Below are 24255 nucleotides of genomic sequence, written 5' to 3'. Positions count from 1 at the left end.
GTTTTTCGAGAAAAAGGCATTAGCAAGCGCTAGTGCCTTTTTTGTTTAACGGGCAGTTAGCGCAATAATCAGCGGCTACAAGTTGGTAGTGTAAGCAGCAGGTTTTACGCATAAATGTCAGCGTATTGTTTTGATCACGAAAGCGATGTTTACCACATAGCTTTTGCCATGGTTGAAAACGCTTTGCTATAAATTCTATCGATTTCTCTGGCCAGCAAGCGATTAACGCTGCGTGGAAAGTATCACTTTGTAAACGTTTTAATAATCCTTCATTTAGCCTGTATTGCAATGGCAGGTTATCATTCCAAGCGTGCTGGAGGTCAAATAAATGATTGGCTGCCAGTTCTATCAAATCTGCATTATTAAAAGAGTCATGTTGAACCATGATATTTAAATTAGCCAAACCATAAATATGTGAGCCCGTTACCCGCTGCTTAATATTGACCAGATCAGGAATGCAACCAAGGTGCTCTACACTGGCTACTAATAAGTAAATAACTTGCCAGCTCAGCTGTAAGTAGAGATTGATTGCGACATATCCCTCAGTAACATTTGTCCCTCTTAATTTTATAGCGTTAGCCAAATCGGTTAGTTGCTTGCTAGTTAAACATTGACTGCTAAACCATTGTTCATCGTTTGTTGGAGTTAAGAACGTCAGCAGTGAACACTGCTGACGTAAGGCTAACTCAAGCTTATTATGCTGTTGTGTTTGCAAGTGCATATTGCGCCAATGGGTTTTGCAAATCACCTGCATACTGCAAGCTTGAAGCTGGGTCGGTAATATCAACCATTTGTTGATTATTACGCAGCTGTAAGCGGTTTAAGCATGACAATGGGAATGACTCAGCAAATAAATCATGCTCAGCAAACTTGTCTTTTAGCGCTGGGTGGCTCGCCTGATACTGAACAATTGTATCGGCGACGGCTTGCCAAAATTGTTGTTCGGTCAGTAGGCCATCAGTTACTAAAATTGCCGAAAGGTAGCGGAAGAAGCAATCGAAAATGTCAGTAAAAATAGACAACACGGCAACGCCTTCTGGAATGGTTACCTTAATCCGCTTTATTTCATCATTCAGCTCGATGTTACTATTTAATAAGGCAATTTCTTCACCAATGTCTTTAATGAATACGCCTACCGGAACATGATTGTTAAATCGAACGATGAGGTTTTCACCATGTGGCATAAAGACTAAATCATATTGGTAAAAACAATGTAGCAATGGTGTCATATAAGCCTGTAAGTAGTGGGCTAGCCACTTATCAGCACTTAGCCCCGATTTGGCAATTTTAGCACTTACAAATGAACGGCCTTCGCTATCGATATGAAGTAGACTTGCCATAGTGGCAAGGCTTTCATTCTCGTCCATATATTGAGCAGGATTTTCACGCCAAAGAGCCGCCATCATTTTCTTATAAGGGTTATCGCCAAGCGCAGGATGAGTGTAATACTGCTCATCAAAGCCAAGGGTTGCGACTTCTCTTAAAGGTTGAAACTTCAGTGATTTTAAATAGCTATCTTGGTTTACTAAGTCGAACAACCATTGATTTATTGCCGGAGTTACTTTCATATAGGCGCTCGATAAGCCCCGCATAAAGCCCATATTTAAAATCGATAAGGCGGTTTTAACATAGCATTTGTGTGGTTTGCTGATGTTATACAGGGTACGAATTGATTGCTGCGGTAAATAACTATCTTGCGAGTAGCCTAAGCACACAATGTGTTTTTGCGAGATATGATAGCTATAAACATGGACTAATTTGTTGAACCACTGCCATGGGTGCATAGGAAATAACAGATAGTCACTTGGCTTTAAACCTTGCTCAGTTAGTGCTTTTTCAAAGCGCAAACGCTCAGCTACATCAAGCTCATCGGCAATCAAGCTCTCGTATTTATAATCATCGGTACTTTTAAAGGTGGTATGCTGTTTGTGGCACGCAAGCCATATTATTTGAAATGGGTTTGCGGCTTCTGGGGTATATTGGTGAAAATCTTGTGAGTTAAAACCAATGCGGCCATTGTTGGCAATAAAGCTTGGGTGACCCATGGTCATTTGGGTTTCGATCAGCTGAAAATCTGCGTCTGCTAATTGCTGAGCGTTATAGCGATTATTTTTAAATTTAAATGCAAATCCACTGAGTGTGCTCGCGAGTTCTTCGAGATAGGTGCCAAGCATTGATTTGTCTATGTTTAACTTGTCATTACACTCAAGTACAAACGAGATAGCGTCTAATGGCTGGCTGTGGTTAAGCGCCATTTTAGTAATGCTATTTGGATCTACTTGTAGGTGATTAAGCAGCATTGATTCACCTTTAAACTGATAGCTTTGCCCACCCATGGTATGCAACACGTAATGGTTTGGTTTTTCACTGTCGTAGCTAAATAGTCGTTCGTGATAAAACTCACTGAGCATTTTGGCAATCAGTAAGCGGTTTGCGTATTGCCACGCTTGTTGGTCTAGATGTGAGGTACTGCAAGATGGCGTTGCTTGTTGCACTGCGGGACCTTGCTGTGAAGTGTCGAATCGAGACGAAAGATGCTGTAAGTAATTAAAATGATCTTTTTCTAAACTACCTAGTAATGCAGTTTTCTCACCTAATTTAATAACTTTATGATGGCTGAAACCTGCCTTTAAGTTAAGGCGATGAATTTTATGATTGGCTACATCTGGCTCCACAATCACTCGCTCACATGAGAGGGTATTAAACATAAACTCTAATACCGACTGCATAACAGCAAGGCTAAACCCTGCAACAGAGAACTGCTTTGGAGCGAGTAAAATATGCATGCCCAAATCGCCGTTTTTAAGCGCTAGGTGGTTCTCAAGTTTCAGTATTTGAGGTTTGTAAATTTCAATTAAAGCAATGGGTGTTTGGTTTATTTCAAGTAAATAGGCTTGTTGAGCCTCATCTTTATTGAGTGTTGTATAAAATTCTAAAATTTCTTCGGGTGAATGTTCCATTGCTCCCCAAAATTGAGCTTGGGGATGTTTAAGCCAAGGGGTAATAGTTGTTAGATCGTGTTCAGGGTTTAATGTTCTGATTTTTACATCACCAAGCAAAGCGTGCTTGATAGGAGTTTCAGTGATATTTTTCATAATCGTGTTCTCTTAAAAATTAATAACTGTGAATAGGGTCTGTTGAGGTATGTTTGTTGCGTAAAAAAAGCAGATAAAACAAACATAAAGTGATGGCAAAGCCGACAGAACCCGTCAGTAATGGGGTGTTAAGTTCAAAGCGAGATACTAAATCTCCCGCTAAAAATGAGGCGCAGATGACACCGATATTTTGCATAAAATGAAGCTTGGCAAAGTCGCTTGAGTAAAAACGTGGTTCGCTCATTGCAAACAACATGACTTGTAGACGCACGGTTAGTAAAAATAGCCCAATAGCAAATACAACACGGCCGAACACAAGCCATTGCCAGTGTGAACTAAGTTGTATAAATAGGCCGATACTGCTCAACACAAGTGCATAAGCGATTGTTTTACTGTGCTTATTGGTTGCGGCTTTGTTTTTGGTTGTAATCAAAATGATAAGTGCAACCCAAGCAGGGATAGCAAACACAGCGCCAGCTAAAAGTGCATTGCTGAAATTGCTTACTTGTTGCCAAAGTAGCGTAAAGTATGGCGTTGCTAAGAACATGCTGAAGTACACGCCCATAGATATAACTCCTAAGCGAATTATGTAGCCAGGGAAACGCTGTCGTTTTACTGATGATGCGCTTAATTCTCGCGGCTTGTAGCTTACTTTTAATAAGTAAATTAAATACAAGCAGAGCATAACTTGTAAGCAGTCACCCGCAGCCATCACTAAATATAAAAAGCGCGGCTCAATACTTTGAATGATCAAGCCTCCTAATAAAGCACCGCCAATACCACCAAAGTGTAAAAGCACGCTAAATAAAGCAACGACACCGAGGTGCTGTTGTTTTTCTTCGATACTTAGAACAAAGGGATAAATAAGCAGGTAACTTGCTTTAAATACCAGCATGAGCTGTGATAACAGCCAAAAGCTCCACACGTTTTCGCTGTAAAAGCACGCAACACCTAATAGCCCTGCAATTATTTGGGTGATCACCCATAAATACAGTTCGTGCACGTGCTGCGCCATTTTCGCCCATACAGGGAAAGCACACATCACGGTGATGCAGCAAACAGCAATATAGGCACCAATGTGATTACTTGATTGCAAACCAAATTGGGCACTAAAAAACTGCGGGTAAAAGGGCAAAATCATGGTGTCGCAAACAACAGATATAATCGTCAGCAGCACCAAGCTTGACTTTAATGCGGGTTGTTTCATGCTATTTGCTTCTGTTTTTCATTGATAACATCGGGTAAACCAAACTCTTGAAAGGCAATTTGTGTTTCAACAGGGTAGGGGGCATAACCTAAGATTGAGCGCAGAATATGGCTGTTTCGATAGCAGGCCATGCCCAGATCTGGCGTTACAAAACCATGACTGTGGAGTTCAGCATTTTGTACAAACAGCCTTTGAAGCTTGTCGATACTGTAATTTCGCTCAACAGCAAAGCACCCGTTATCTAGCCAATTTATTTCGCTCATTAAGCCACTTAGAAAATCGGGTAACTGATAACTAAAGCCTGTTGCCATAATGACCTGATTACTATGCAAGCTAAATTCAGCCTGTTGTTCACTGTGTCTAAAAACTAACTTACTGCCTTGTTTTTTAATGAGCTCGCTGTTGGTTAGTAACCTTGCGCGGTTCACACCTTGAATATCAAGTTGATAGAGCTGATCATAAATTTGATTAATTAACTCTGAGTTGATGCCTTTGTATAAATTACGTTGCTTGGCTAGTAACTCCTGTTTGGTTGTCTGTTCTAGGTTATAAAAGTAATCAACATACTCAGGAGAGGTCATTTCTAGTGTGAGTTTCGTGTACTCAAGAGGAAAGAAACGTGGCGCTCGCGTTACCCAATTGAGTTGGTAGTTATGCTGTTTAATGTCACACAACAAATCATAAAATACTTCAGCAGCACTTTGCCCTGAGCCAATCACAGTAATGCTCTTACTATTTACTAACTCATCCCGTTTATACAGATATTCAGTGGCATGGCAGAGCTGTGTATCTTCTGCCTGAACAGCGGGTGGATAATAAGGTGAGGGACCTGTGCCCAGTACCAGGTGACGACAATAAAGCGTTTTAGTTTGCTTTGCTGATTCGACAGTGAGTACATAGAGCTGCTTTGTTTGATCAAACTGGCTATGAATGACTTTATGACCAAATTGTATGTTACTTAATTGGCTTGCTGCCCATTGGCAATACTGGTTGTATTGCTCGCGCAGTAAAAAGAAACTTTCTCGAATATAAAACTGATACAGCTTACCTTGTTGTTTCGCATAGTTTAAAAAGCTGTATGGATTGGTTGGATCTGCCAATGTGACTAAATCCGACATAAACGGTGTTTGTAATGTAACGCCATCGAGCATCAGCCCTGGATGCCAATTAAACTCATCACGTTGTTCTAAAAATAACGAATCAAGTTTTTCAATTGGTTCAGCTAAACATGCTAAGCTGAGGTTAAACGGACCAAGACCCACAGCAATTAAATCGTACACTTTATTCATAGCTAGTTTCCTCTACTTTTAGGCATGCCTTGATGCTGTAGGCGCAGGCTTTAATATCAGCTGCAATGCTTTTAATGTCTTCAATTTGTGTGTTTGGATTAAGTAACGTGAACTTTAAGTAGTTGATACCTCTAAATTTGGTGCGAGCAATGGCACACTCACCTTGTTTGAATAGCTCATCTTTAATTTGATAATTAAGCAGGTTTAATTGCTCATCACTGAGGCTTTTATCGTTAAAGCGAAACACTAAAGTGCTGAGTTCAGGTTGGTGAATTAGCTCAAATTCTGGGTCTTGTTTGAGCGCCACATAACTACTACGGGCTAATGCCATAACAGAAGAAAACACTTTGCCAATCTGTTCGTGGCCCATAATGCGTAAAGTTAGCCAAAGTTTTAAGGCATCAAAACGGCGAGTAGTTTGAATGCTTTTATCAACAAGGTTTGGCGCTGCTTGTGGGTTGTCGTTAAACGGATTTAAATAATCAGCATGATGAGTTAAATGTTTAAATTGTTTTTTATTAGCAACAATAAATGCACTGCTACTGACAGGTTGTAAGAATGATTTGTGGTAATCTAACGTCACCGAGTCAGCCTGTTCAATGCCATTGAGTAAGTGACGGTGATCATCAGCGGCAAGTAGTCCACAGCCATAAGCTGCATCGACATGAAGCCATAAATTATCAGCTTTGCAACGCGTTTTTAGCTTATCGATAGGGTCTATTGAACCAAAGTCAGTTGTGCCTGCGGTGGCAACGAGCGCTATCGGAATATTGCCTTGCGCTTTACATTCATCAATCGCTGCATCAAGCGCAGCTAGGTCCATTTTAAACTCTTTATCAACAGCAACAGGAACAACCGCGTTATAGCCAAGACCCAGTAAAGCGGCTGACTTTTGAATACTAAAATGGCTGACTTCAGAGCAAAAAATACGGTAGCGATGAGCATCTGGACCTAAACCAAAATCGCGATTTAGGTGCCCAGATAAACGCTCTGCTGCATGGTCTCTAGCAAGTAACAATGCCATTAAATTAGATTGACTGCCGCCACTTGTGAATATGCCATCGGCAGCAGCACTTAAGCCAATGCGTTCGATACTCCAGTCAATTAACTTTTGCTCAATGAGCGTCCCGCCAGCACTTTGGTCCCAGGTGTCTAACGAAGAATTTATAGCAGTTAATAACTGTTCGGCTATCACCGCGGGGTAAGCAACGGGGCAGTTTAGATGGGCAACATATTTTGGATGATGAAAGTAGACTGCATGATCTAAATATAGAGATTTTATTTCGCCTAGCGCTTGCTCAACGTTATTGAGAGGTTGACTTAGTTCAACACTGGCAATTTGTTTACTGAGCTCCTTATGACAGACACCAGAATGAACTTGTTTTGCAGAACGCAGTGCTTGATGGATAAGCGACAGTGTTTGCATTGAAGCCATCTCATATTTGAGTAAATTATTTTCGTTAAAAATAAACGCATGGGGCTGTTCATCAACGTTTATTGATGAATGAGCATTATGCACGGGGGCTAATTGATTCACGACTCAATTCCTTCTCAGTTAATTTGAATCGGGATCGTAATGATAGTGATTCTCAATATCAATAATAATAAATCATTAATTTACTTTACAATTTAATTACCTTTTATAGGTTGAAGGTGTTTTATTTTTTGTTTTATCTAGTAATAAATAATTGCAATTAAGTCATAAATTATAACTAAATTAGTCCCTTTTTTAGGTTCCATTTGGCAGCGTTCTTTTGCTTTTTCGATGAAAATGCTCACAAATAAAAGCAATAAAGCCATCATTTAAGAAAACTATAATAGGTAGGTGAGAGGTTTTAAGAGCTAAGTAAACACACTTTGAGCTGCTATAAAATGCTTAAGCAAAGTGAGGATTCTGCGAATAGTTATTTTAAAAAAGCTGTGTCAAAAAGTGGGTGAGGATTAAATTAATTGAAAATAATGTTGCCATCGCTGTTTGCTAGAATGGCAACAGGAGCTTTAGTTTATAAAAATACATAAGCAGCGGGGAGTAGCATACCGCTAATGACTAATACAGAGCGGCTGCCCCATGGGCTATTTTTACCTTTGATCATAAACAAGCCGCTGATTGCTAAAAACAGCAGCAGCCCAGCAAAAATATCAGAAAAAATCACCCACGAAGCTTTTGTCTCGTTCAAGTGTAAGCGGTTAAATGCTTGAAATACATGACGAGGCTCAATGGCTTCATAGTTTATGATATCTTGATTGAGTTTAAGGCTGAGGTTGTTACCGTTTTTTAAAAACACCTTAAACTCTTGCGGCGATACCCAATAAGAGGCCTTTACCGGCTCGCTTACATCAGCATGAGAGATAATTTGCTCAATCAGCAACTCGTCATTATCTAATTGCCAAGTTTCATCGCTCACACTGATTTGCTGGTGGCTTACTTTGTAGTTTGGGTTCCAATCATCTTTGTGGTTCACTGCAATGCCAGAAACCGCAAAGATAATCACTAAACCAACACAAAAGTAACCAATATCGCGGTGTAAGTTTCTGTTTAACTTAAACCAGTTGATACTTGATTTGTTACTCAATGATTTCAACTCCGCTCGGTACGAGCTGATAAATAGCCATTGCTTCAGTCACTGAGTTTGCATCAAAGCTTTCGCCGGCTTGCTGCGCTTTGTGAGCAAGTAGCGCTTTAGTGCGGCCAAGGCTAAGCTGAATTTTATCGAGTTTACCAGTTACGATAGCTTTACTACCTTTAGCCGTCATCGGGAACACCATGTCGCCATCTTCAACTTTGATACGTAAGTTTTCAAAGCGCTTGTCAGATGCAAGTGTCATCCAGCAACCACGTTTTTCGCATACCCCAGTGATAGTCCCTTCCACGGTAATTGGACTTGCAAGGTAATCGTCTGGTGAGGCCATAACCGTCGAAATTTTAATGAGTTTGTCACTGTCGACTTGATTGCCAAACTGTAAGCTAAAGGCGTGTTGGCTAAAGCTTAAAAGCGCCAATGAGAATGCAATAAATGTTTTTGATTTTAGGAACATAGTGGTTGCTTCTTTAAATAAAATTAAGCCTTAGTTTAAGCGATTTACTTGTATGATAAAAGCTTAATGAGATTAAAAATGATTTGCAATTATATCAAACCTAGATCAATTGCTTTTAATGCTGCACGGGTTCTATCACGTACATCTAGCTTTCTGAGAATAAAAGACACTTGATTACGGATAGTCCCTTCAGACTTATAAAGTGCCTCGGCGATTTCACTATTTGAATAGCCTGCAGCGATTAAATTGAGCACTCTAAGCTCGCTTTTACTTAATTTATCAGGAGTTGCTAAAGAAGTATCGGTTGTTTTAGTGGGCTTATTCAAAATTCGCTCGGTGATCGCAGGAGCTAGCGCTGAGCCACCTTTAGCAAGTGTTTCGATGGCGCTGACCAAGCGCTCTAAATTAATATCTTTTAACGCATAACCCTTAGCGCCATAGCGAATACATTCTAGCACTTGTTCACTATCATCAAAGGTCGTGAGTACCAGTACTGGTTGCCTCAGCTGTTGTGCTTGCATACTTTTCAGTACGCCAATACCGTCTAGAATAGGCATGCGAATATCAAGGAGTACAACATCAATAGAATGTTGCTTGAGCATCTCAAGAGCCGTTTGGCCATTGTCAGCCTCAGCCACGACTTGAATATTTGCTTTAAGGGCGAGTAAGCTTTTTAAGCCTTCTCTTAATAATGTTTGGTCATCAACGAGTAATACCCTAATCATTTTTTACGCCAAAGTATGTGGATTAAGTTTATGAGGTAACGTTGCAGCAATCGCAAACCCATTATTATTTTGTTCAAACTCGATTGCCCCTCGCACTAAAGCTAAGCGCTCTTGCATGCCTGTTAAGCCATTGCCTAAGTTCAGCTTGGGCATTTCGCCGCCGTTATCATAAATAGTGAGATGCACTGAATCAGCTTGGAGGTCTAAGCTTACCGACAGCTCGGTCGCATCACTGTGTTTAATACAATTCGTAATCGCTTCTTGCACAGTATGAAATAACGTTTGTGCCAATAACGTATCACTTATTTTTATATTTTCATCGTAATTGAGTGTGACATTTAAGCCTGTAACATGGCTGCACAGTGAATTAAGCGATGCATGTAAATCAATGGTTTGGTTTTCTCGCATTGACGAGACAGAGTCACGCACATCATTTAATAACAAGCGGGTAATTTGCTGTGCTTTAGTTATGTGTTTTGGTGCTTCATGATTAGCACAATGATTGGCGACTTCTAAGTGAATACTGAGTCCTGTAAGGTGGTGGCCAAGGGTATCATGTAAATCTCTGGCAATACGAATACGTTCATCGCGAGTTGCGGTGTCGTTTAAAAGCGCTTGAGTTGCTTTTAATTCACGTAATAAATGGGCTGCTTGTTCTTTGGCTTTACGCTCAGAAATAAGCCGAGTAGCAAAGCGATAGGCAAAGCTATTGTATAAAGTGAAAGCCAACCCGTTGAGCAATACAAATTGCTTATCAAAGCCATAGTGAAGCGTCAGCGCCATCAAAAAGGGCAGGCAAATGAGTAAATAGAGGCTGGCTTTGTTTGGCTCGTAATCGCTGAATTTAACTAAGAAGATGATCAATAGAATTGCAACAAAGCCAATATTAAATAGCCACATCAATAGCACAACATTAGCGATAGTGAAGTTCAAAATACGGGTTTGATAGTGCTTAAATCGTGATCTGAAAAACTCAAAATAAATTAAAAAAGCAAAAAAGCTTATAAATAACACACTGATCAAAAACGTATTTATTGTACTAAAACTTAGCTGCGCCGACTCTGCTCTTTGCGACCAAGCGTGCAGAGTATAAATAAACACAAACCCCCAGGTGATTGCTGAGAGTATGAAATCGCTTCGATGTATCAACGTTTGCAAGAGTTTGTTCATACGCTTAGTTTAATCCGCAATTATTCGTTTATGTATATGACAAATGTCACGATTAAATATGTGACATTTGCAGCAAGTCAGCCCTAATGGTGAGGCGTTAAACTGCATAAAACACCAATATAGGGACATTATCATGACCAAACATGAATTTCTGCGAAATAGTCTTTTTTCTTATCTGTTGATTGCAGCTTATTGTTTAGCAGCATTATTTGTTGATGATGCCAAGGCCGATGAGCAATCACAGCAATGGCAAATGGAGGTCGGTGCTGCACAATTGGCCATTGATACAGCATGGCGAGATCACGATATTCAAACCATGGTCTTGCCATACTTCAACGCCCGAAAAGGCAACTGGCGCATAGGGCCTAAATATGGCTTAGTGCAATATGCCTTTTTACAAGGCGCAGAATTTGAAGCGTCAATGGGGCTTAGTTTCCGAGATGAAACCTACGATAGCAGTTTAATCTTTAGTGATGAGTTGTCGGATGATGAGGTTTTCACTGACTATAAAGACGGCAAAGGTGAGCTAACCTTCAGAACGCAGCTGCAATATAAACAGCTTTTTGTTCGTTTAGCGCAAGATATTTCGAATCACTCCGATGGACTTACGTTTCTTGCCCGCTATAACCTACCGATTTATGGCCAAGGATTAGGGTTACAGCTAAGTGCTGATCTCGGTTTTTATTGGCAAGATAAAAAATACACTCAATACCTGTATGGCATAGCTAATGGCAATATCGCCCCTGAGTTTGGCAGATATGAATATCAGCCAAGTGCAGCCCTAAACCCATTTACCTCGCTAAACCTGACTTATGTTTTTAATGAGCAGTGGTCTGTTTTTACGAGCTTGCGGTATGAGCAACTTGACTCAGCCATCAAAAAAAGCCCGCTCGTGGGTGAAACTGCCAAGCAGCAATTCGCTGCAACTATAAATTATCGTTTTTAGAAAAAGGGATGAGCAATGAATTATCTACTGAGATTATGCATTTTACTCTTACTTACTGGTTGCAATAGCGCTGAAGAGGAAGTGTTTGACGAAGACGATTTATACCAAGGTGTCTATGAAAATGACTATTATGTTTATAACTTTAGCGAGTACCCGGTTGATTTTTATATGATGAACCTACGAAACAACACACCAACAAGCGCAATTTATAAGGAGCAGAACTTCCAGCAATCAATCGATGGCTACGGTGGTTTTGAAAAGCTTAACTTTAAGCGTTCAGTGGTCTCAAAGGTTGGCTTTGCAGCTTTTTATGATGCTGAAATAAAAGCTCATCTACAAAAGTGGGTTGTTAGTGATATAGCTAATTATGTGATCAGTTATATGGATGGCGAAACGCTGAAACTGGCTTTTTTAACACGCACTGAGGCTGTAGATAGTGGTGATTACCCTGTGGTTAGGCTGGTTAGTTTTATCGGCAATACGAACTACAGCTATAAACTTGCTAATAGTGAATTAACTGAAGCAACAGCAACAGCTTATATACCGCTAACTCATTGCGCTAGTGACTTACAAATTGCAGGTTTTGAATTTGATTTTTGTAACTTAGAGCAGCGTGGTTACTTAATTGTGCTGCTACCTAATAAGCAACTAGCAATCATCAAAGAGTAGTGCTTTATGACAATTTCGTGAATATTGTGATAATGTAACTTTTTATCGTTTCATTGCTTTATAATGCCTTTTTTATTTGTATGATAAAGCTGGTTTTAGCTTGGAGTTAGCATGGTTTCACGTCGAGAATTTTTAGTAGGGGCGGGCACATTAGCCTTTTTAGGATTATCAAAAAGTGCCATAGGTAAAGTGTCGTTAGGTGATTTAAAAACAACGGCTGTCGGCTTTGGTCCGTTAATTTCTGATCCAGATAAATTGCTCGACTTACCCGAGGGATTTAGTTATCAAGTAGTTTCAAGCCTAGGTGAGAAAATGTCTGATGGGTTTACAGTACCGGACAAAGCTGATGGCATGGGCTGTCTAGCGCTTGGTAATGACCGTGTTGCATTAGTGAGAAACCATGAGCTCAAACCAAAAGATTTAGCGAAAGCTGAAGCAAGTATTGCCAACCATAAAACGCCCCTGGCTTTTGATACTAACAGTGACGGTGTGGCGTTACCGGGTGGCACAAGTCATATCGTTTATAACTTAAAAACCCATCAAAAAGAGCAAGAATACCTGTCATTGGTTGGCACTATTCGTAACTGTTCTGGCGGTATTACGCCATGGGGCACTTGGCTTACGTGCGAAGAAACCACCGATACTAAAGCCGATGGATTTAATCAAGACCACGGCTATATTTTTGAAGTACCCGCAAATAGCAAAGGCTTAATTAAACCTGAGCCATTAAAAGCCATGGGTCGATTTAACCACGAAGCGGCTGCTGTTGATCCGCGTACGGGCATTGTTTATCTAACTGAAGATAAAGGTGATAGCGTCTTTTATCGTTTTATTCCAAAGGAATATGGCAAGCTGCATAAAGGCGGGCAATTACAAGCTATGGTGGTAAAAGGTAAGCCACAATTCGATAGCCGCAACTGGAATAATAAAGCCATGGGGCTACATCAAGAGCTTGAGGTTGAGTGGGTCAATTTAGATAACCCTGAAAGCCCGAAAGACGACTTACGCCTGCGCGGATACAAACAAGGTGCGGCACTATTTGCTCGCGGTGAAGGTATTCACTGGGGTGATAAAGAGCTTTATTTCTGCTGTACCAATGGCGGTAAAAAACAACTTGGTCAGGTTATGAAATATCAGCCATCAGAATTTGAGGGCACAGATAAAGAAGCACAGCAACCAGGTAAAATCTCGTTGTTTGTCGAAAGTACTAGCAAAACCCTTTACAACTTTGGCGATAACCTAACCGTGTCACCTAATGGTCATTTAATTGTTTGTGAAGACCAGTACACCGATGTGGTTGATAATCATCTTCGTGGTGTGACACCAGATGGGCAAGTTTATAATTTTGCCCGGTTAGTGGCGCAAACCGAGCTGGCAGGTGCCTGTTTTTCACCAGATGGTAGCACATTGTTTGTGAACGTTTACTCACCTTCAAAAACACTTGCTATAATAGGCCCATGGCATAAGTTTAGTGTTTAATTAAAGCTTATTTTAAATAGCCACTGCGAAGTGGCTTTTTTTGTACCACGAAAATTTATGTTCCTCTTTTTATAATCAGCTGTTCTAGTTAGAATCACTTTGTTTTACAGGAAAAAATAATAAAACCAAAACGGAGTTGATATGTCTGTTACTGAGCAGAGTCGAGAGCAAGTTAAAGAAAAGCTAGTTAAGCAAAGTCCACTTGCAGCCGCAATCGGCGTAGCGTGCTGGAGTATCCCAATCATTATTTTATGGATCACAGTATTTTCAATTAAAAGTGCTATTGGGCCAGTAATGTTAGTGATTAGCGGCGTACTCGTTGGCCTAGCCGTTCGTATTCATGGGCGTGGCTATGATCGTATCTTTTCAGTTATTTCACTTATTGCATACCTATCAGTAATCGCTGTTGCGCTCAGTTCGGAGGTTTTGATCAGCGGTACATTGTCTTTATCAATTTATGCTTTGTTATTTGCACTTGGCTCTTGGTCAGCAGCATTTATTGCACGTAAAAGCATTCCATTTATTGATCATAAGTTATTTGCTGAGGTGTATGAATCTGGTGAGCTAGCAGGGTATAAAAAAATTAAAAATCATTGGTTGGTAGTATTACCGAGTACCCTAATTGCTACATCATGTTTGAGTTTTGCAGGCGCCGTTGGTGCATTTGCTCACCAGCAGTATTTGTCTATTGAAAAACAGGTAGAACAAGAGCAACATCAAGCTGCTAAGTTTAGAGCAAAACATATTCCGACAGATGATGAGTTTCTTGCAACCTTGTCTGACAAAAAAGCATTTAGCTATGCTTTTGCCTATTATTCCGGTCGTCACTTTGATGAACGAGGCGTTTATCAGGGGAATTTTCCGCAAGATACATTTAAATCAGAAACTATTTTACGTTATCTCGTTGAACATAAAAATGAACCTAGAGCGCAATTTATTCTGGGAAGAATGCTTGCTTTTGAGCGTGGTGAAGCACTCATGGCAAGCTCAAGACATAGCGGTGATCAGTTCGCTCGGTTATATGACATTTATCAATTCGGTTGCCATATAGATGCAAAGCAAGGACGTACGCTATTGCAAAGCTTTAAAAAGCTCGTAACAGAGCAGTCGGTGATCATCGATATTCAGCAAATGCAGAGTAATGATTTTCGTGATTATTGCGACATTCTAGATGACACCGAATTTGATTACCGTTATATCCGTGATTACAAAAGCTAATCCCCAAGCTCACTAATTATTAGTAACGGAAAGTTCTTTGCCGAGCGGGGCTGCCAGTCTGCAAACTCAATATTATTCACATTCAGTGTATTGAGTGCTTTTTTTGAGTAGCTCCAGCCTCTGGCTTTTTGTGCCACAGCTGCACGTTTTAGCTCTTCAGATAAACCAATCGTTAGCAAGTCATGATTAACCCCGCGTTTTGCATAAAAGGCTTTTTCACGAGTCACGGCTTTTGCGATTATTTCATCGTAATGAGTGCGTAAAGTCTGCCACTTGGTTGTTTTTTCTGGCTCTTTTAAATGCGTTACCATGGCATCAATATCGCTATCTCGCCAGCGAGCCGAAGCGGCATCGCCGTGCCAACCGACAATGGCGTTCTTAGCTATGGTGGTAGGGTTTCCTGCAAGCAATACGTAATTCGCACACGACGAAAAGCAAAATTGTTTTATATGAACTTTTAAATTATGCGCCAAAATTAATTCGGCGAGGTCCATACCTAAATCAACGTTTCCGCCACCACTGGTAATTTGTATGCTGTTTATGCTTGGCTGCTCAGCCAAAAGCTGTGCAACATGTTGATTGTTTTTGGCACTAATTTCGCCCTGATAAATAATGCGCTGCTCGCTTAGTGACACACCGGCAAAGCTTAACCAAGGGATAATTAAAAACAGACTAAAAAATACACGCAACATAAAACGCTAACCTTATAAATTGTATGATAATTCTATCATGCTTTTAGGGTTTTTTAGCGGCTTTTTTGGCGCTGACTTTAGCTGCGTGTTTAGCAATCCACTTAGTCATTTTTTTCATTAAAGCGGGCGGAAAATCATGACCCATACCAGGCACAACTTTTAACTTACTGCGCTTTATTAACAGTGCGGTGTTGATACCCGCAGACAGTGGCATAACAGGATCAGCGCTGCCATGAATTACTAATGTGGGGGCTTTAATCTTTTTTAGTAATTGCTCGCGATAAGGCGTTGCGGCAATGGCTGCAAGCTGACGTTTAAAGCCAGTTTGATTCGTGTGGGCCCGTTCAATATAGCGCTGTGCGTTGGCGTATAAAGCGTGTTCATCTTGTGGGTAGGCTGGGCTGCCAATGAGTTGGTTGAGCCTAACATTGTAATCAATCGCGGCTTCTTTATTACTGCTTCGGGGGCGTATTTTAGCGAGCTTTACTAGCAGGTTAATGTTTGAACCCGAAAACGATAACGGCGAGCTACTCGACATAATTGAAGTTAAGCTCAGTACATGTTTTTTATACTTTGCCGCGGCAATTTGCGCAATCATGCCACCCATCGAAGCCCCCACTAAGTGCGCTTTTTTGATAGCCAGTGCATCCATTAATTCTTTTACATCGCGAGCCATGTCATCGAGCGAATATGGCAGCTTTGAGCGAATCGGTAATCGGCGGCTAAGCCAATGCTTCACCAGGCTCGGCTTGCCTAACTCATCTAACGATGAGGACAGCCCTGCATCACGATTATCAAAACGAATAACCCGAAAGCCTTTTTCGACCAAGCCAAAATATAGCGACTCTGGCCAAACGGTAAATTGAGCACCTAAGCCAATAATTAAGATGATCACTGGCGCATTTTTATCGCCTTCATCTTGATAACTAATACAGATACCACTGGCTGTAAGGATATGTTCCATAGACTGACAAATAAGCTTACGCAGGTATCATCAGCTTAGTGTGTGAAGTTGGCAGTTTAGTGACAATAAAAAGAATACTGATAGTAGGAGTAATTGTGTAGTTAGAAAAATAGACAGCACATGACTGCATGCTGTCTATTTTCAGGGAGTTTTCTTAGAAGTAAGCGGTGACGCCAATCCAGAAGTTACGGCCTTTATCTTTAACGTTGTAGTCGTCTGTGAATGTGACTTCGCTAACTACACCACGACCTGTTAGGTATTCGTACTCACCATCGCCATTTAGGTCGGTATAGCTAGTGCTATATGAGGTGAAATCTTCGTCTAATAGGTTGTTTACACGGGCATTGATTTGCACGTACTCATTTACATAAAACTGCGCACCTAAATTAAGTAGGTTGTAGTTTTTGTAATATAGCGCTTTGTCGTGCACGTTATCCCAACCGCGGTAACGGTCTGAACGATATACACCTTGTAGGTATAAGTTCATAAAGTCAGTCGCTTCCCAGTTTAGGGTAAGGTTTGCCATGTGCTCAGCTGAGTTAGTTAATGGCTGACCTTGTTCAGGACCGCTCTTTTGTTCGCTATCAGTCCACGTGTAGTTACCGTTAACAGACACTGTTTTAGTGATAGTGTATTGACCAGCAATTTCAACACCTTGAAGGTCTACTTCGTCGATATTGATCTTTTGGCTGTAGCTATCGTAGCCAAGTTGATCGTACTGACCTAAGTTCACACAAGGGCGTACATCGTTAGTTTGTTCACAGCTTAAAATAGTGTCGCCGCGGGCAATTTTGTCTTCAAACTTGGTGTTGTAGTAAGTCACATTAATGTTGTGATCGCCATCAAGCGAAGTCCAGTACAGTGCAACTTCAGAGTTCACACTGGTTTCTGGTTCTAAATCTGGGTTACCCGCAAATGGGCTTGTGCCCTGACCACCAAATCCGGTGATACCGTCGTAAAGATCAGTGGTTTGCGGCGTTTTATAACCTGTACTCACACCCCCTTTTAAGGTCCAAGTGTCAGAGAGGTTATATACACCGTAAACGCGCGGTGATACTTGGCTGCCAAATACATCATGGTCATCGTAACGAGCACCTAATGTAAAGGTGAAGTTGTCAGTTGCCATCCAGTTATCTTCGGCAAAGATTGAGTACATGTTTTGCTCTTGCACTTGACCTGCTTGGTCACTTTCAAGGCCAAATACGCCGTCTTTTAATTCACCGTCGATAAGCTGACCACCAATTGCTAGGTTATGGCTACCAAAGCTACCTGTGATAGGAATATCAAAGCGTAAGTCATAGGTATATTGGCTGCTTTCAAGTGGGCGAGCAGGGCGCGGTAAGAATGTTTCTTCGGCTAAGTCTTTACGTGCTTGCTCGTCCATTCCTTCGTATTCGCCAGTACCATCGTACATAGCTTGCAGCTCTAATCGCTCGCTTACACTCAGTGGTAAAGTACGGCCATTGTTTTGCGTATCAACATAAGATACAGAGGCTTTAATCGTTGCCCAATTAAGTTCACCATCATAACTGAGTGACCACCATTCACGGTCAAACTCTTGGTCTGCCGCATAACCTGCGCGCGGGTTTACTTGGCCGCGGCGGTCTTGCCAAATTGATTCAATGTTATCTTTAGTACCAAGCGGGTAAGTAATGGTGCCTGACTCAATGTCGTAGCTTGGCGTGTTGTCGTACACTTGGCTTGAGTTATCGTAATCAAAACGTAAATGATGCGACTCAAACGGTGTATAAGTTAAAGTAAAACCATACTGCTCGTTTGTATTATCAACGGTACGACCGCCACTACCAAAACCTAATGAACGAGCATGTACAACACCATTAGGATCGGTTGCTGGTTCAAATGTTGGCGATGATGCTTGTTGCTCGTAAACGCTGCCGCGTACACCTAAGCTTAATACGTCTTTGATAAGCGGACCCATCACACTAAAGTCAGTGGTAATGTCATCACCAAAATCATCGTTTTGTTGTAATGAACGGCTAAAAGATACTGCACCGCTCCAGCTGTCAGTGTGCTTTTTAGTGATGATATTAATTACACCACCCAGTGCATCTGCACCATAAAGCGTTGATGCAGGGCCGCGAATTACTTCAACGCGCTCAATGGCATCGACCGGTGGTACGTGGTTAAACGCGTTACCACCAAAGTTGTTTGGATAAATATCGCCATGGTTGTTTTGGCGTTTACCATCAATAAGTAACAGGGTGTATTCACCTGTTAAACCACGCATACTTACACTGCCTTGGCCTGTTTTATCACGAGTTGTGCCAATGTCGATACCTTCTAAATACTGCACAGCATCAAGTACTGAGGTGAAGGCATGAGACTTAATATCTTCATTAGTGATAATTGAAATACTTGCAGGTGCTTCGGTAACTTTTTGCTCAAAACCCGTTGCAGTAATAACTAAGCGTTCCATATCTTGTTTCGGCTTAGCGTCATCAGCAAAGGCTGAAAAATGTGTTGTTATGGCAAGTGCCAGTAAGCTTGGTTTTATTGATTTCATTGTAGGTTTCCAGTTCTTTTTGTAGGTTATCCCTTTGAGGAACGCTGCGTATACTACAGAAATGAAAAATACAATCAATAACTATTCTTATTTAGATTAATCTTTTTCAAGTTGGCTTAACACTATTCACAATTAAGTTGCGTTTGTTTTTTAGCTAATTAATACGCTGTTACAAACAAGTTTTAGATTAAATACCCAAGGCAGATTCAGTTCCTGTATAGTGTTTTAATCATCATCATAAAAATTAAAATAATGAATTCAGATATCTCTTTAGCGCGCTTTAAGCAGTTTCCTGTGCTTATGTGGATCTTCTTATTTGGCTCGTTTATTACCCGTGGCAGCTATTACATGGTATGGCCATTTCTTGCGGTGATCTTGTACGAAAAGTTTGCTTTATCGGCGACAGAAGTCGGTTTGGTACTTACCAGTGCTGCCGTGATTTCGGTGTTTACCAGTTTTATTGGCAGTAGCCTCTCAGATAAAGTGGGCCGGCATACGCTGATGTACATCACTGGTGTGCTGTATATTATTTCTTTCTCGCTGTTGGCTGAGGTAGAAACCGTGGCCGGTTATGTGATTGTGATGACCTTATGCTCTATTGCGACTGCACTTTGGCGACCACTAACCAGTGCGGCGATTGGCGATATTATTAATGATGCACAAACTCGTGAGCTGGCCATGCAGTCGCTGTACTTTATTGTTAATGTGGGCTGTGCGGTGGGTCCATTAGCTGGGGTATGGCTAGGTTTAACAGGTGAGCAGTCGAGCTTTTATATTACCGCAGGGGCATTTGCTATTTTATTAGTGCTGCTTGTTTGGGGCTTTAATTTTAGTGATAAAGCCGCCAAAAATACTGCCGCAATCGACGAGCCTGAAGAGAAAAAACCAGCTGTACAAGGCAAGCAAATCTTACGTATTCTATTTGCAGATAAGCTGCTGCAGTGTTTAATTTTAGCCAATATTTTGTGCATGTTTATTTATGCGCAAATGGATAGTTCACTCATACAATACCTAACTCGTGCAGAGGCACCCGACCTACTTGCATTGATTTCTGCGCTGATATTTACCAATGCGATAGTGATCATTTCAAGTCAATTTCTGCTGTTAAAAATGATGGCGCGATTTAGCCTAACGGTACGAATACAAATTGGTTTGGCGCTATTGATGGTGTCGCAGTTTTGGCTCGCACTTAATCCAATCGATTTATTCTGGGGCTGGATAGGTGCGATAGTGGTGATGAGCTTGGCCGAAACCATTTTGTTTCCGACGATGAATGTTCACCTTGATAGGCTCGCACCATCAAACTTACGTGGAGCCTACTTTGGCGCGGCTTCGTTTTATGATTTAGGATTTGCTTTAGCACCCCTCGGTGGTGGTTTAATTTTAGATTATTACGATGGCCCAACTTTATTCTTTGTAGCGGGAGGGCTTTGCCTTGTGGTGATTTACTTATACGCCATACTCGAAAAGTTACCCAGACCCGATTTCGCAAACCCAAGCTCGTAACCCTTAAATAGCCCCTTTATGGGGCTTTTTACGCTTTAACAATTAATGACAGCGATATCAATTTACGTATTTTTTCCGAGATATTAGTTTGTAGTATCGGCTTATAATGTTAAAAAATTGTTTACCATACCGATAAGAACTCAATGAACGCACCTTACTCTTTGTGCATACGCTCGCTATTATGCTCGGCTGTATTGCTAACACTTGCTGCTTGTGGCGGCTCAGGCTCAGATGAAAAACAAACAACAACCCCTCCTGTAACCGAAACACCACAAAATCAAGCGCCGCAAATCAGCGGTCAATCACAGACTTTACGTGTTGGTGAAACCTTGAGTTTTAGCCCTGAAGTCTCTGATCCAGATAATGACCCACTTACTTTGTCTGTAACAAACTTACCAAGTTGGCTAAGTTTTAATGAAGCCTCAGCAAGTATCAGTGGCACGCCTGAGCAAGTAGGTAAGTATGCAAACATTGAGTTTACGGTCACTGATGGGCAGCTCTCTGCACAGCTTTTGATTGATATTAATGTAGAGGCCAAACTTATTGAAAATACACCGCCAACGCTCACGTCCATCCCATCGGATAGCAATGAAGGCCAAGCTTATACTTACCAGCTAACATTTACTGATGCACAAAATGACACTGTGGTAGTAAGTGAAGTTAGTAAACCTGATTGGCTTAGCTTTGATGCGACTAACCTCAGTTTTAGCGGCACGCCCTTGTTTGCGAATACGGGCGAACAGCAAATTCGTTTTCGTTATTCAGATGGCGAAGTGACGCAGCAGGCAGAGCAAACATTTAACATCGCTGCCAGAGCAAACTCAGCGCCTGTGGTGTCTCCACTGAGTAGTGAAGTTCGTGCTGAGCAGGCTTTGAGTGTGCAGTTAATCAGCACCGATGCAGACAACGATGATGTGAGCTTAACCTTAACAGGTTTACCAACGTGGCTAAGTTTTGATGAGCAAACTAGCATCTTATCAGGCACCGCGAGTAATGAAGAACTTGGTGAACATAAATTCACAATCACAGCCTCTGACTCACGTGTACAGGCAAGCTTTGAGTTTGTGTTAAACATCACCCAAAGTTATGTGGCCGAGGCACTCGAAACGGGTAATGCGCTGGTTGTTCCAAACAGTGAGTTGCTACTTGATGCTGCGCTTAATGAAATAGATACCCACAAAGCGCGCTTTCAAAGCATTAAAAATAGCTTATTTGCTTTTGGCTCAAGCTCCGCTCTTGATGAATTAAACTGGTATCCAACATGGGATGCAACGTTATTAAATGCCACTTATCCATTCAATGAGCCAGTTCTACTTACCAACAATAGTTGGCAAGATGGCTACGAGACAAAAGTCAGAAACCTTGCTGTAGTTGGAACTAGTGATGGGGAGCAGGGCCGTTACTTGGTATTTGGTAGTAATCCTTATCGAAATACCATTAACGAGCAAATGACTCAGTTTTTGAAAAACAGCACCACATGGTTAGCTGGTAGAGAAATAACCGCAGAGCAGCCACTTAAACTTGTATTAGCGCAACTTGATCAAAGCTATTACTTTCAAGATAGGATTAAAACGCGAGAGTGGTTTGATAGTCAATATGAAGGCATGGTGAGCTATAACGACAATACAAGTTGTGACAATGACGCTTTAGCGGCGTGTTTAACAACTGACACGGATGTACTGATTATCTCTCAGCATGAGCGTGAAGGATTAAATATTGAGAATGTTGTGGCTGCAGTAAAGCAAGCGCAAGCAAATGATATAGCGGTGATCTATATTCAGCGTGATGGTAGTCAAACAGCACTAGGTAAAGCGCTATTTGAATTACTCCATGTGAGCGTTGCAGGTGATAACTATTGGCACCGATTAGAACTGGCACAGTGGAACCCAATTGCTATCAACGACAGCTTGCCAACTGATGCGCAAACTATTAAAGACTTACTTAGCCGCTTTAAAAGCAGCGAATTTAGTGTTGATTTAAGTGCCTGTGATAATCGTAGCTGCCCAGCTGAAAGCCAATATCAGCAACAGTTTAGTGATGCGGCAACTATCATTAATTCGGTTTTTAGAGGTTTTGACCAAGCGAAAACAGATATCTTTACTGAGCAGGGCTATCGCTTTTACCAGTTACTGGCGCTGCTTGCAGATCATTATCGCCAAGTTGTGAGCTTCCCGATGGATAAGCTAAGCACCGATAATACAAGCTTCTTTCGCGCACTGTTTACTGATCATGCGGTATTAAATATACGTAAAGTTAATCCACTTCAAGTTGATATGGGGAATTTCAGCCGTAGTGATTTTAGTCATGTAACACCTAAAACCGTCACCGTGAATATGCAGAGTAAGGCGTATTTTCGCTCAACGGGTGTGTATGCCTTGCCGGGGCAAACATTTGCTATCAAACGCACCGATAATCAAGCAGTGAATACCAAGGTGTTTGTTAATACTCTGCGTGATGGCGCAACACATTACATGAGCAGCAATGGCTATAATCGACCCGCTAAATTGCAGTCGGTTCATGTGCCTATAGAGACAAATGAAACGGTCTATTTTACGTCACCTTATGGTGGGCCAATTCAAATTGAGTTTGATCAAAATGATTTAGATGTCAGCTTTGAATTTAGTAATGTAGGTGAGCACCCGTATTGGCGCAGCAGCAGTGATGATGAGCGCTTTGCTGAGTTGCTTGAAAAAGGCGACTATGATTGGGCTGAGGTAGCAACCGGTGGCTTTGAAGTGCATTCAAAGCTCGAGAAAATGCGTATTTCAATTAACGATGGTTATTGGCCCATAGCGTCTGACTTCGCCCATGCAGTAGAGCGTTATACTCATAACTATCCGCATGTACTTGCTGGTTTCAAAGGGCCGGGCATCGATGTGGTTAGCGAAATTCATGACTTTGCGAGTGCACGCAATATTGAGGTGCAAACAATTGATATTGTAAAACATATGAATGCAGACCAACCGACCTGTGGTTGGGGTTGTTCTGGTAATCCGTATGACGCAGGTTGGAATTTTAATCCAACTGGGCATGGCGATATCCATGAATTAGGGCATGGACTTGAAAGAGGGCGCTTCCGTATCGAAGGGTTTGGTGGCCATTCAAATACCAACTTTTACTCCTACTACAGTAAGTCGAAGTTTGAAGATGAAACCGGCTTTTCGGCATCGTGCCAAAACTTGCCATTCGAGAACTTGTTTGATCATTTACAAGCCAGTAAACAAAGCGCAGATGCATTTGCTTATATGCAAGGTTTAGCGATGTCAGAGTGGTCGCAAAGTCACGCTATTTATTTACAAATTATGATGGCCGCACAGGCACACAATAAGCTTGAAAACGGCTGGCATTTATACCCTCGCTTACACATCTTGGAGCGTGCGTTTAATCTAGCTGATAACAGCGAGACTAATTGGCAGGCACAAAAAGATGCACTTGGCTTTTCAAGCTACAGCTTGTCGGAGGCACAAAGCATAGGCAACAATGATTGGCTATTAATAGCGCTTTCAGAAGCAGCCGAGCTCGATTTGAGCAACTACTTCAGCATGTGGGGCATGGCAACGTCAGACAAAGCAAAACAGCAGGTTAAAGCAAAAAACTACACGGTATTAGGTGATGTTTACTATGCCTCATCTGCCACAGGTTATTGCACGACGTTAAATCAAACAGAGGTTGCAATTGATGGAGCTCAAAGCTGGCCTGAATAATACACCGCTTTGTTAAGTTGATTGGTATTTG

18 protein-coding genes are annotated in these 24255 nt (G+C 41.4%); 6 read left to right on the top strand and 12 right to left on the bottom strand.

Annotation, left to right across the window (positions count from 1 at the left end; translation table 11 throughout):
- Window positions 1-19: 19 nt before the first annotated feature.
- From AN213_RS09405 to AN213_RS09365, 9 genes are all read right to left on the bottom strand, one after another.
- A complete protein-coding gene (locus AN213_RS09405) occupies window positions 20-721 on the bottom strand; it encodes a (2Fe-2S)-binding protein (protein WP_055198395.1) in 702 nt (233 codons plus the stop codon).
- Window positions 696-3095, bottom strand: coding sequence for a GNAT family N-acetyltransferase (locus AN213_RS09400; protein WP_055198394.1), 2400 nt, complete (start codon window positions 3093-3095; stop codon window positions 696-698). Before AN213_RS09400 ends, AN213_RS09405 begins: the two co-directional genes overlap by 26 nt.
- A gap of 19 nt (window positions 3096-3114) precedes the next feature.
- Window positions 3115-4302 (bottom strand): MFS transporter, encoded by a 1188-nt coding sequence (locus AN213_RS09395; RefSeq protein ID WP_055198392.1) that lies wholly within the window; start codon window positions 4300-4302, stop codon window positions 3115-3117.
- Complete coding sequence (locus AN213_RS09390) at window positions 4299-5591, bottom strand: lysine N(6)-hydroxylase/L-ornithine N(5)-oxygenase family protein (protein ID WP_055198390.1); 1293 nt, start codon at window positions 5589-5591, stop codon at window positions 4299-4301. The genes AN213_RS09395 and AN213_RS09390 overlap by 4 nt, the downstream gene beginning before the upstream one ends.
- Window positions 5584-7128, bottom strand: a complete 1545-nt coding sequence (locus AN213_RS09385; RefSeq protein WP_055198388.1) for an aspartate aminotransferase family protein — start codon at window positions 7126-7128, stop codon at window positions 5584-5586. The genes AN213_RS09390 and AN213_RS09385 overlap by 8 nt, the downstream gene beginning before the upstream one ends.
- 466 nt (window positions 7129-7594) lie before the next feature.
- Window positions 7595-8164, bottom strand: a complete 570-nt coding sequence (locus AN213_RS09380; RefSeq protein WP_055198476.1) for a PepSY-associated TM helix domain-containing protein — start codon at window positions 8162-8164, stop codon at window positions 7595-7597.
- The gene (locus AN213_RS09375) at window positions 8157-8627 is read right to left on the bottom strand and encodes a DUF4920 domain-containing protein (RefSeq protein WP_054551863.1); all 471 of its coding nucleotides are present in this window, start codon (window positions 8625-8627) and stop codon (window positions 8157-8159) included. The genes AN213_RS09380 and AN213_RS09375 overlap by 8 nt, the downstream gene beginning before the upstream one ends.
- A gap of 89 nt (window positions 8628-8716) precedes the next feature.
- On the bottom strand, window positions 8717-9352 hold the full coding sequence (locus tag AN213_RS09370) for a response regulator transcription factor (RefSeq protein ID WP_054560701.1): 636 nt from the start codon (window positions 9350-9352) through the stop codon (window positions 8717-8719).
- Window positions 9353-9355: 3 nt separating this feature from the next.
- Window positions 9356-10252 carry a sensor histidine kinase gene (locus tag AN213_RS09365; RefSeq protein ID WP_160316759.1) on the bottom strand — a complete coding sequence of 299 codons (897 nt, stop codon included), beginning with the start codon at window positions 10250-10252 and terminating at the stop codon, window positions 9356-9358.
- A 403-nt stretch (window positions 10253-10655) separates the two neighbouring features.
- Between AN213_RS09365 and AN213_RS09360 the strand changes: the two genes are divergently transcribed.
- The 4 genes from AN213_RS09360 to AN213_RS09345 all read left to right on the top strand — a co-directional run bounded on the left by AN213_RS09360 (window position 10656) and on the right by AN213_RS09345 (window position 14834).
- Window positions 10656-11468 carry a MipA/OmpV family protein gene (locus tag AN213_RS09360; RefSeq protein WP_055198386.1) on the top strand — a complete coding sequence of 271 codons (813 nt, stop codon included), beginning with the start codon at window positions 10656-10658 and terminating at the stop codon, window positions 11466-11468.
- Between the two features lie 15 nt (window positions 11469-11483).
- Window positions 11484-12137, top strand: coding sequence for a hypothetical protein (locus AN213_RS09355; protein WP_054560698.1), 654 nt, complete (start codon window positions 11484-11486; stop codon window positions 12135-12137).
- A 111-nt stretch (window positions 12138-12248) separates the two neighbouring features.
- Window positions 12249-13616, top strand: coding sequence for an alkaline phosphatase PhoX (locus tag AN213_RS09350; RefSeq protein ID WP_054560697.1), 1368 nt, complete (start codon window positions 12249-12251; stop codon window positions 13614-13616).
- A gap of 141 nt (window positions 13617-13757) precedes the next feature.
- The gene (locus AN213_RS09345; protein ID WP_054560696.1) at window positions 13758-14834 is read left to right on the top strand and encodes a hypothetical protein; all 1077 of its coding nucleotides are present in this window, start codon (window positions 13758-13760) and stop codon (window positions 14832-14834) included.
- Here the strand turns inward: AN213_RS09345 and AN213_RS09340 are convergent.
- From AN213_RS09340 to AN213_RS09330, 3 genes are all read right to left on the bottom strand, one after another.
- Entirely contained in the window at window positions 14831-15526 is a 696-nt protein-coding gene (locus AN213_RS09340) for an ATP-dependent Clp protease proteolytic subunit (protein WP_054560695.1), read from the bottom strand. The two genes, AN213_RS09345 and AN213_RS09340, sit on opposite strands and share 4 nt — an antisense overlap.
- 43 nt (window positions 15527-15569) lie before the next feature.
- Window positions 15570-16490: an alpha/beta fold hydrolase gene (locus tag AN213_RS09335; RefSeq protein ID WP_054560694.1), complete on the bottom strand. Its 921-nt coding sequence runs from the start codon at window positions 16488-16490 to the stop codon at window positions 15570-15572.
- 154 nt (window positions 16491-16644) lie between these two features.
- Window positions 16645-19014: a TonB-dependent receptor domain-containing protein gene (locus AN213_RS09330; protein ID WP_054560693.1), complete on the bottom strand. Its 2370-nt coding sequence runs from the start codon at window positions 19012-19014 to the stop codon at window positions 16645-16647.
- 252 nt (window positions 19015-19266) lie between these two features.
- Between AN213_RS09330 and AN213_RS09325 the strand changes: the two genes are divergently transcribed.
- On the top strand, window positions 19267-20520 hold the full coding sequence (locus AN213_RS09325; RefSeq protein ID WP_054560692.1) for an MFS transporter: 1254 nt from the start codon (window positions 19267-19269) through the stop codon (window positions 20518-20520).
- 143 nt (window positions 20521-20663) lie between these two features.
- Entirely contained in the window at window positions 20664-24224 is a 3561-nt protein-coding gene (locus AN213_RS09320; RefSeq protein ID WP_054560691.1) for an ImpA family metalloprotease, read from the top strand.
- The last annotated feature ends 31 nt before the right edge of the window (window positions 24225-24255 follow it).

It is taken from the genome of Pseudoalteromonas sp. P1-8 (assembly GCF_001399985.1).
GTDB lineage: Bacteria > Pseudomonadota > Gammaproteobacteria > Enterobacterales > Alteromonadaceae > Pseudoalteromonas.
This window is presented reverse-complemented; position numbering and strand designations above follow the sequence as displayed.

What these genes read in the sequence shown, in the direction of transcription:
- AN213_RS09335 (WP_054560694.1), bottom strand. Translation starts at nt 16,490, where the DNA reads ATGGAACATATCCTTACAGCCAGTGGTATCTGTATTAGTTATCAAGAT.
- AN213_RS09360 (WP_055198386.1), top strand. Translation starts at nt 10,656, where the DNA reads ATGACCAAACATGAATTTCTGCGAAATAGTCTTTTTTCTTATCTGTTG.
- AN213_RS09345 (WP_054560696.1), top strand. Translation starts at nt 13,758, where the DNA reads ATGTCTGTTACTGAGCAGAGTCGAGAGCAAGTTAAAGAAAAGCTAGTT.
- AN213_RS09390 (WP_055198390.1), bottom strand. Translation starts at nt 5,591, where the DNA reads ATGAATAAAGTGTACGATTTAATTGCTGTGGGTCTTGGTCCGTTTAAC.
- AN213_RS09320 (WP_054560691.1), top strand. Translation starts at nt 20,664, where the DNA reads ATGAACGCACCTTACTCTTTGTGCATACGCTCGCTATTATGCTCGGCT.
- AN213_RS09355 (WP_054560698.1), top strand. Translation starts at nt 11,484, where the DNA reads ATGAATTATCTACTGAGATTATGCATTTTACTCTTACTTACTGGTTGC.
- AN213_RS09400 (WP_055198394.1), bottom strand. Translation starts at nt 3,095, where the DNA reads ATGAAAAATATCACTGAAACTCCTATCAAGCACGCTTTGCTTGGTGAT.
- AN213_RS09375 (WP_054551863.1), bottom strand. Translation starts at nt 8,627, where the DNA reads ATGTTCCTAAAATCAAAAACATTTATTGCATTCTCATTGGCGCTTTTA.
- AN213_RS09370 (WP_054560701.1), bottom strand. Translation starts at nt 9,352, where the DNA reads ATGATTAGGGTATTACTCGTTGATGACCAAACATTATTAAGAGAAGGC.
- AN213_RS09405 (WP_055198395.1), bottom strand. Translation starts at nt 721, where the DNA reads ATGCACTTGCAAACACAACAGCATAATAAGCTTGAGTTAGCCTTACGT.
- AN213_RS09350 (WP_054560697.1), top strand. Translation starts at nt 12,249, where the DNA reads ATGGTTTCACGTCGAGAATTTTTAGTAGGGGCGGGCACATTAGCCTTT.
- AN213_RS09395 (WP_055198392.1), bottom strand. Translation starts at nt 4,302, where the DNA reads ATGAAACAACCCGCATTAAAGTCAAGCTTGGTGCTGCTGACGATTATA.
- AN213_RS09365 (WP_160316759.1), bottom strand. Translation starts at nt 10,252, where the DNA reads ATGTGGCTATTTAATATTGGCTTTGTTGCAATTCTATTGATCATCTTC.
- AN213_RS09330 (WP_054560693.1), bottom strand. Translation starts at nt 19,014, where the DNA reads ATGAAATCAATAAAACCAAGCTTACTGGCACTTGCCATAACAACACAT.
- AN213_RS09325 (WP_054560692.1), top strand. Translation starts at nt 19,267, where the DNA reads ATGAATTCAGATATCTCTTTAGCGCGCTTTAAGCAGTTTCCTGTGCTT.
- AN213_RS09340 (WP_054560695.1), bottom strand. Translation starts at nt 15,526, where the DNA reads ATGTTGCGTGTATTTTTTAGTCTGTTTTTAATTATCCCTTGGTTAAGC.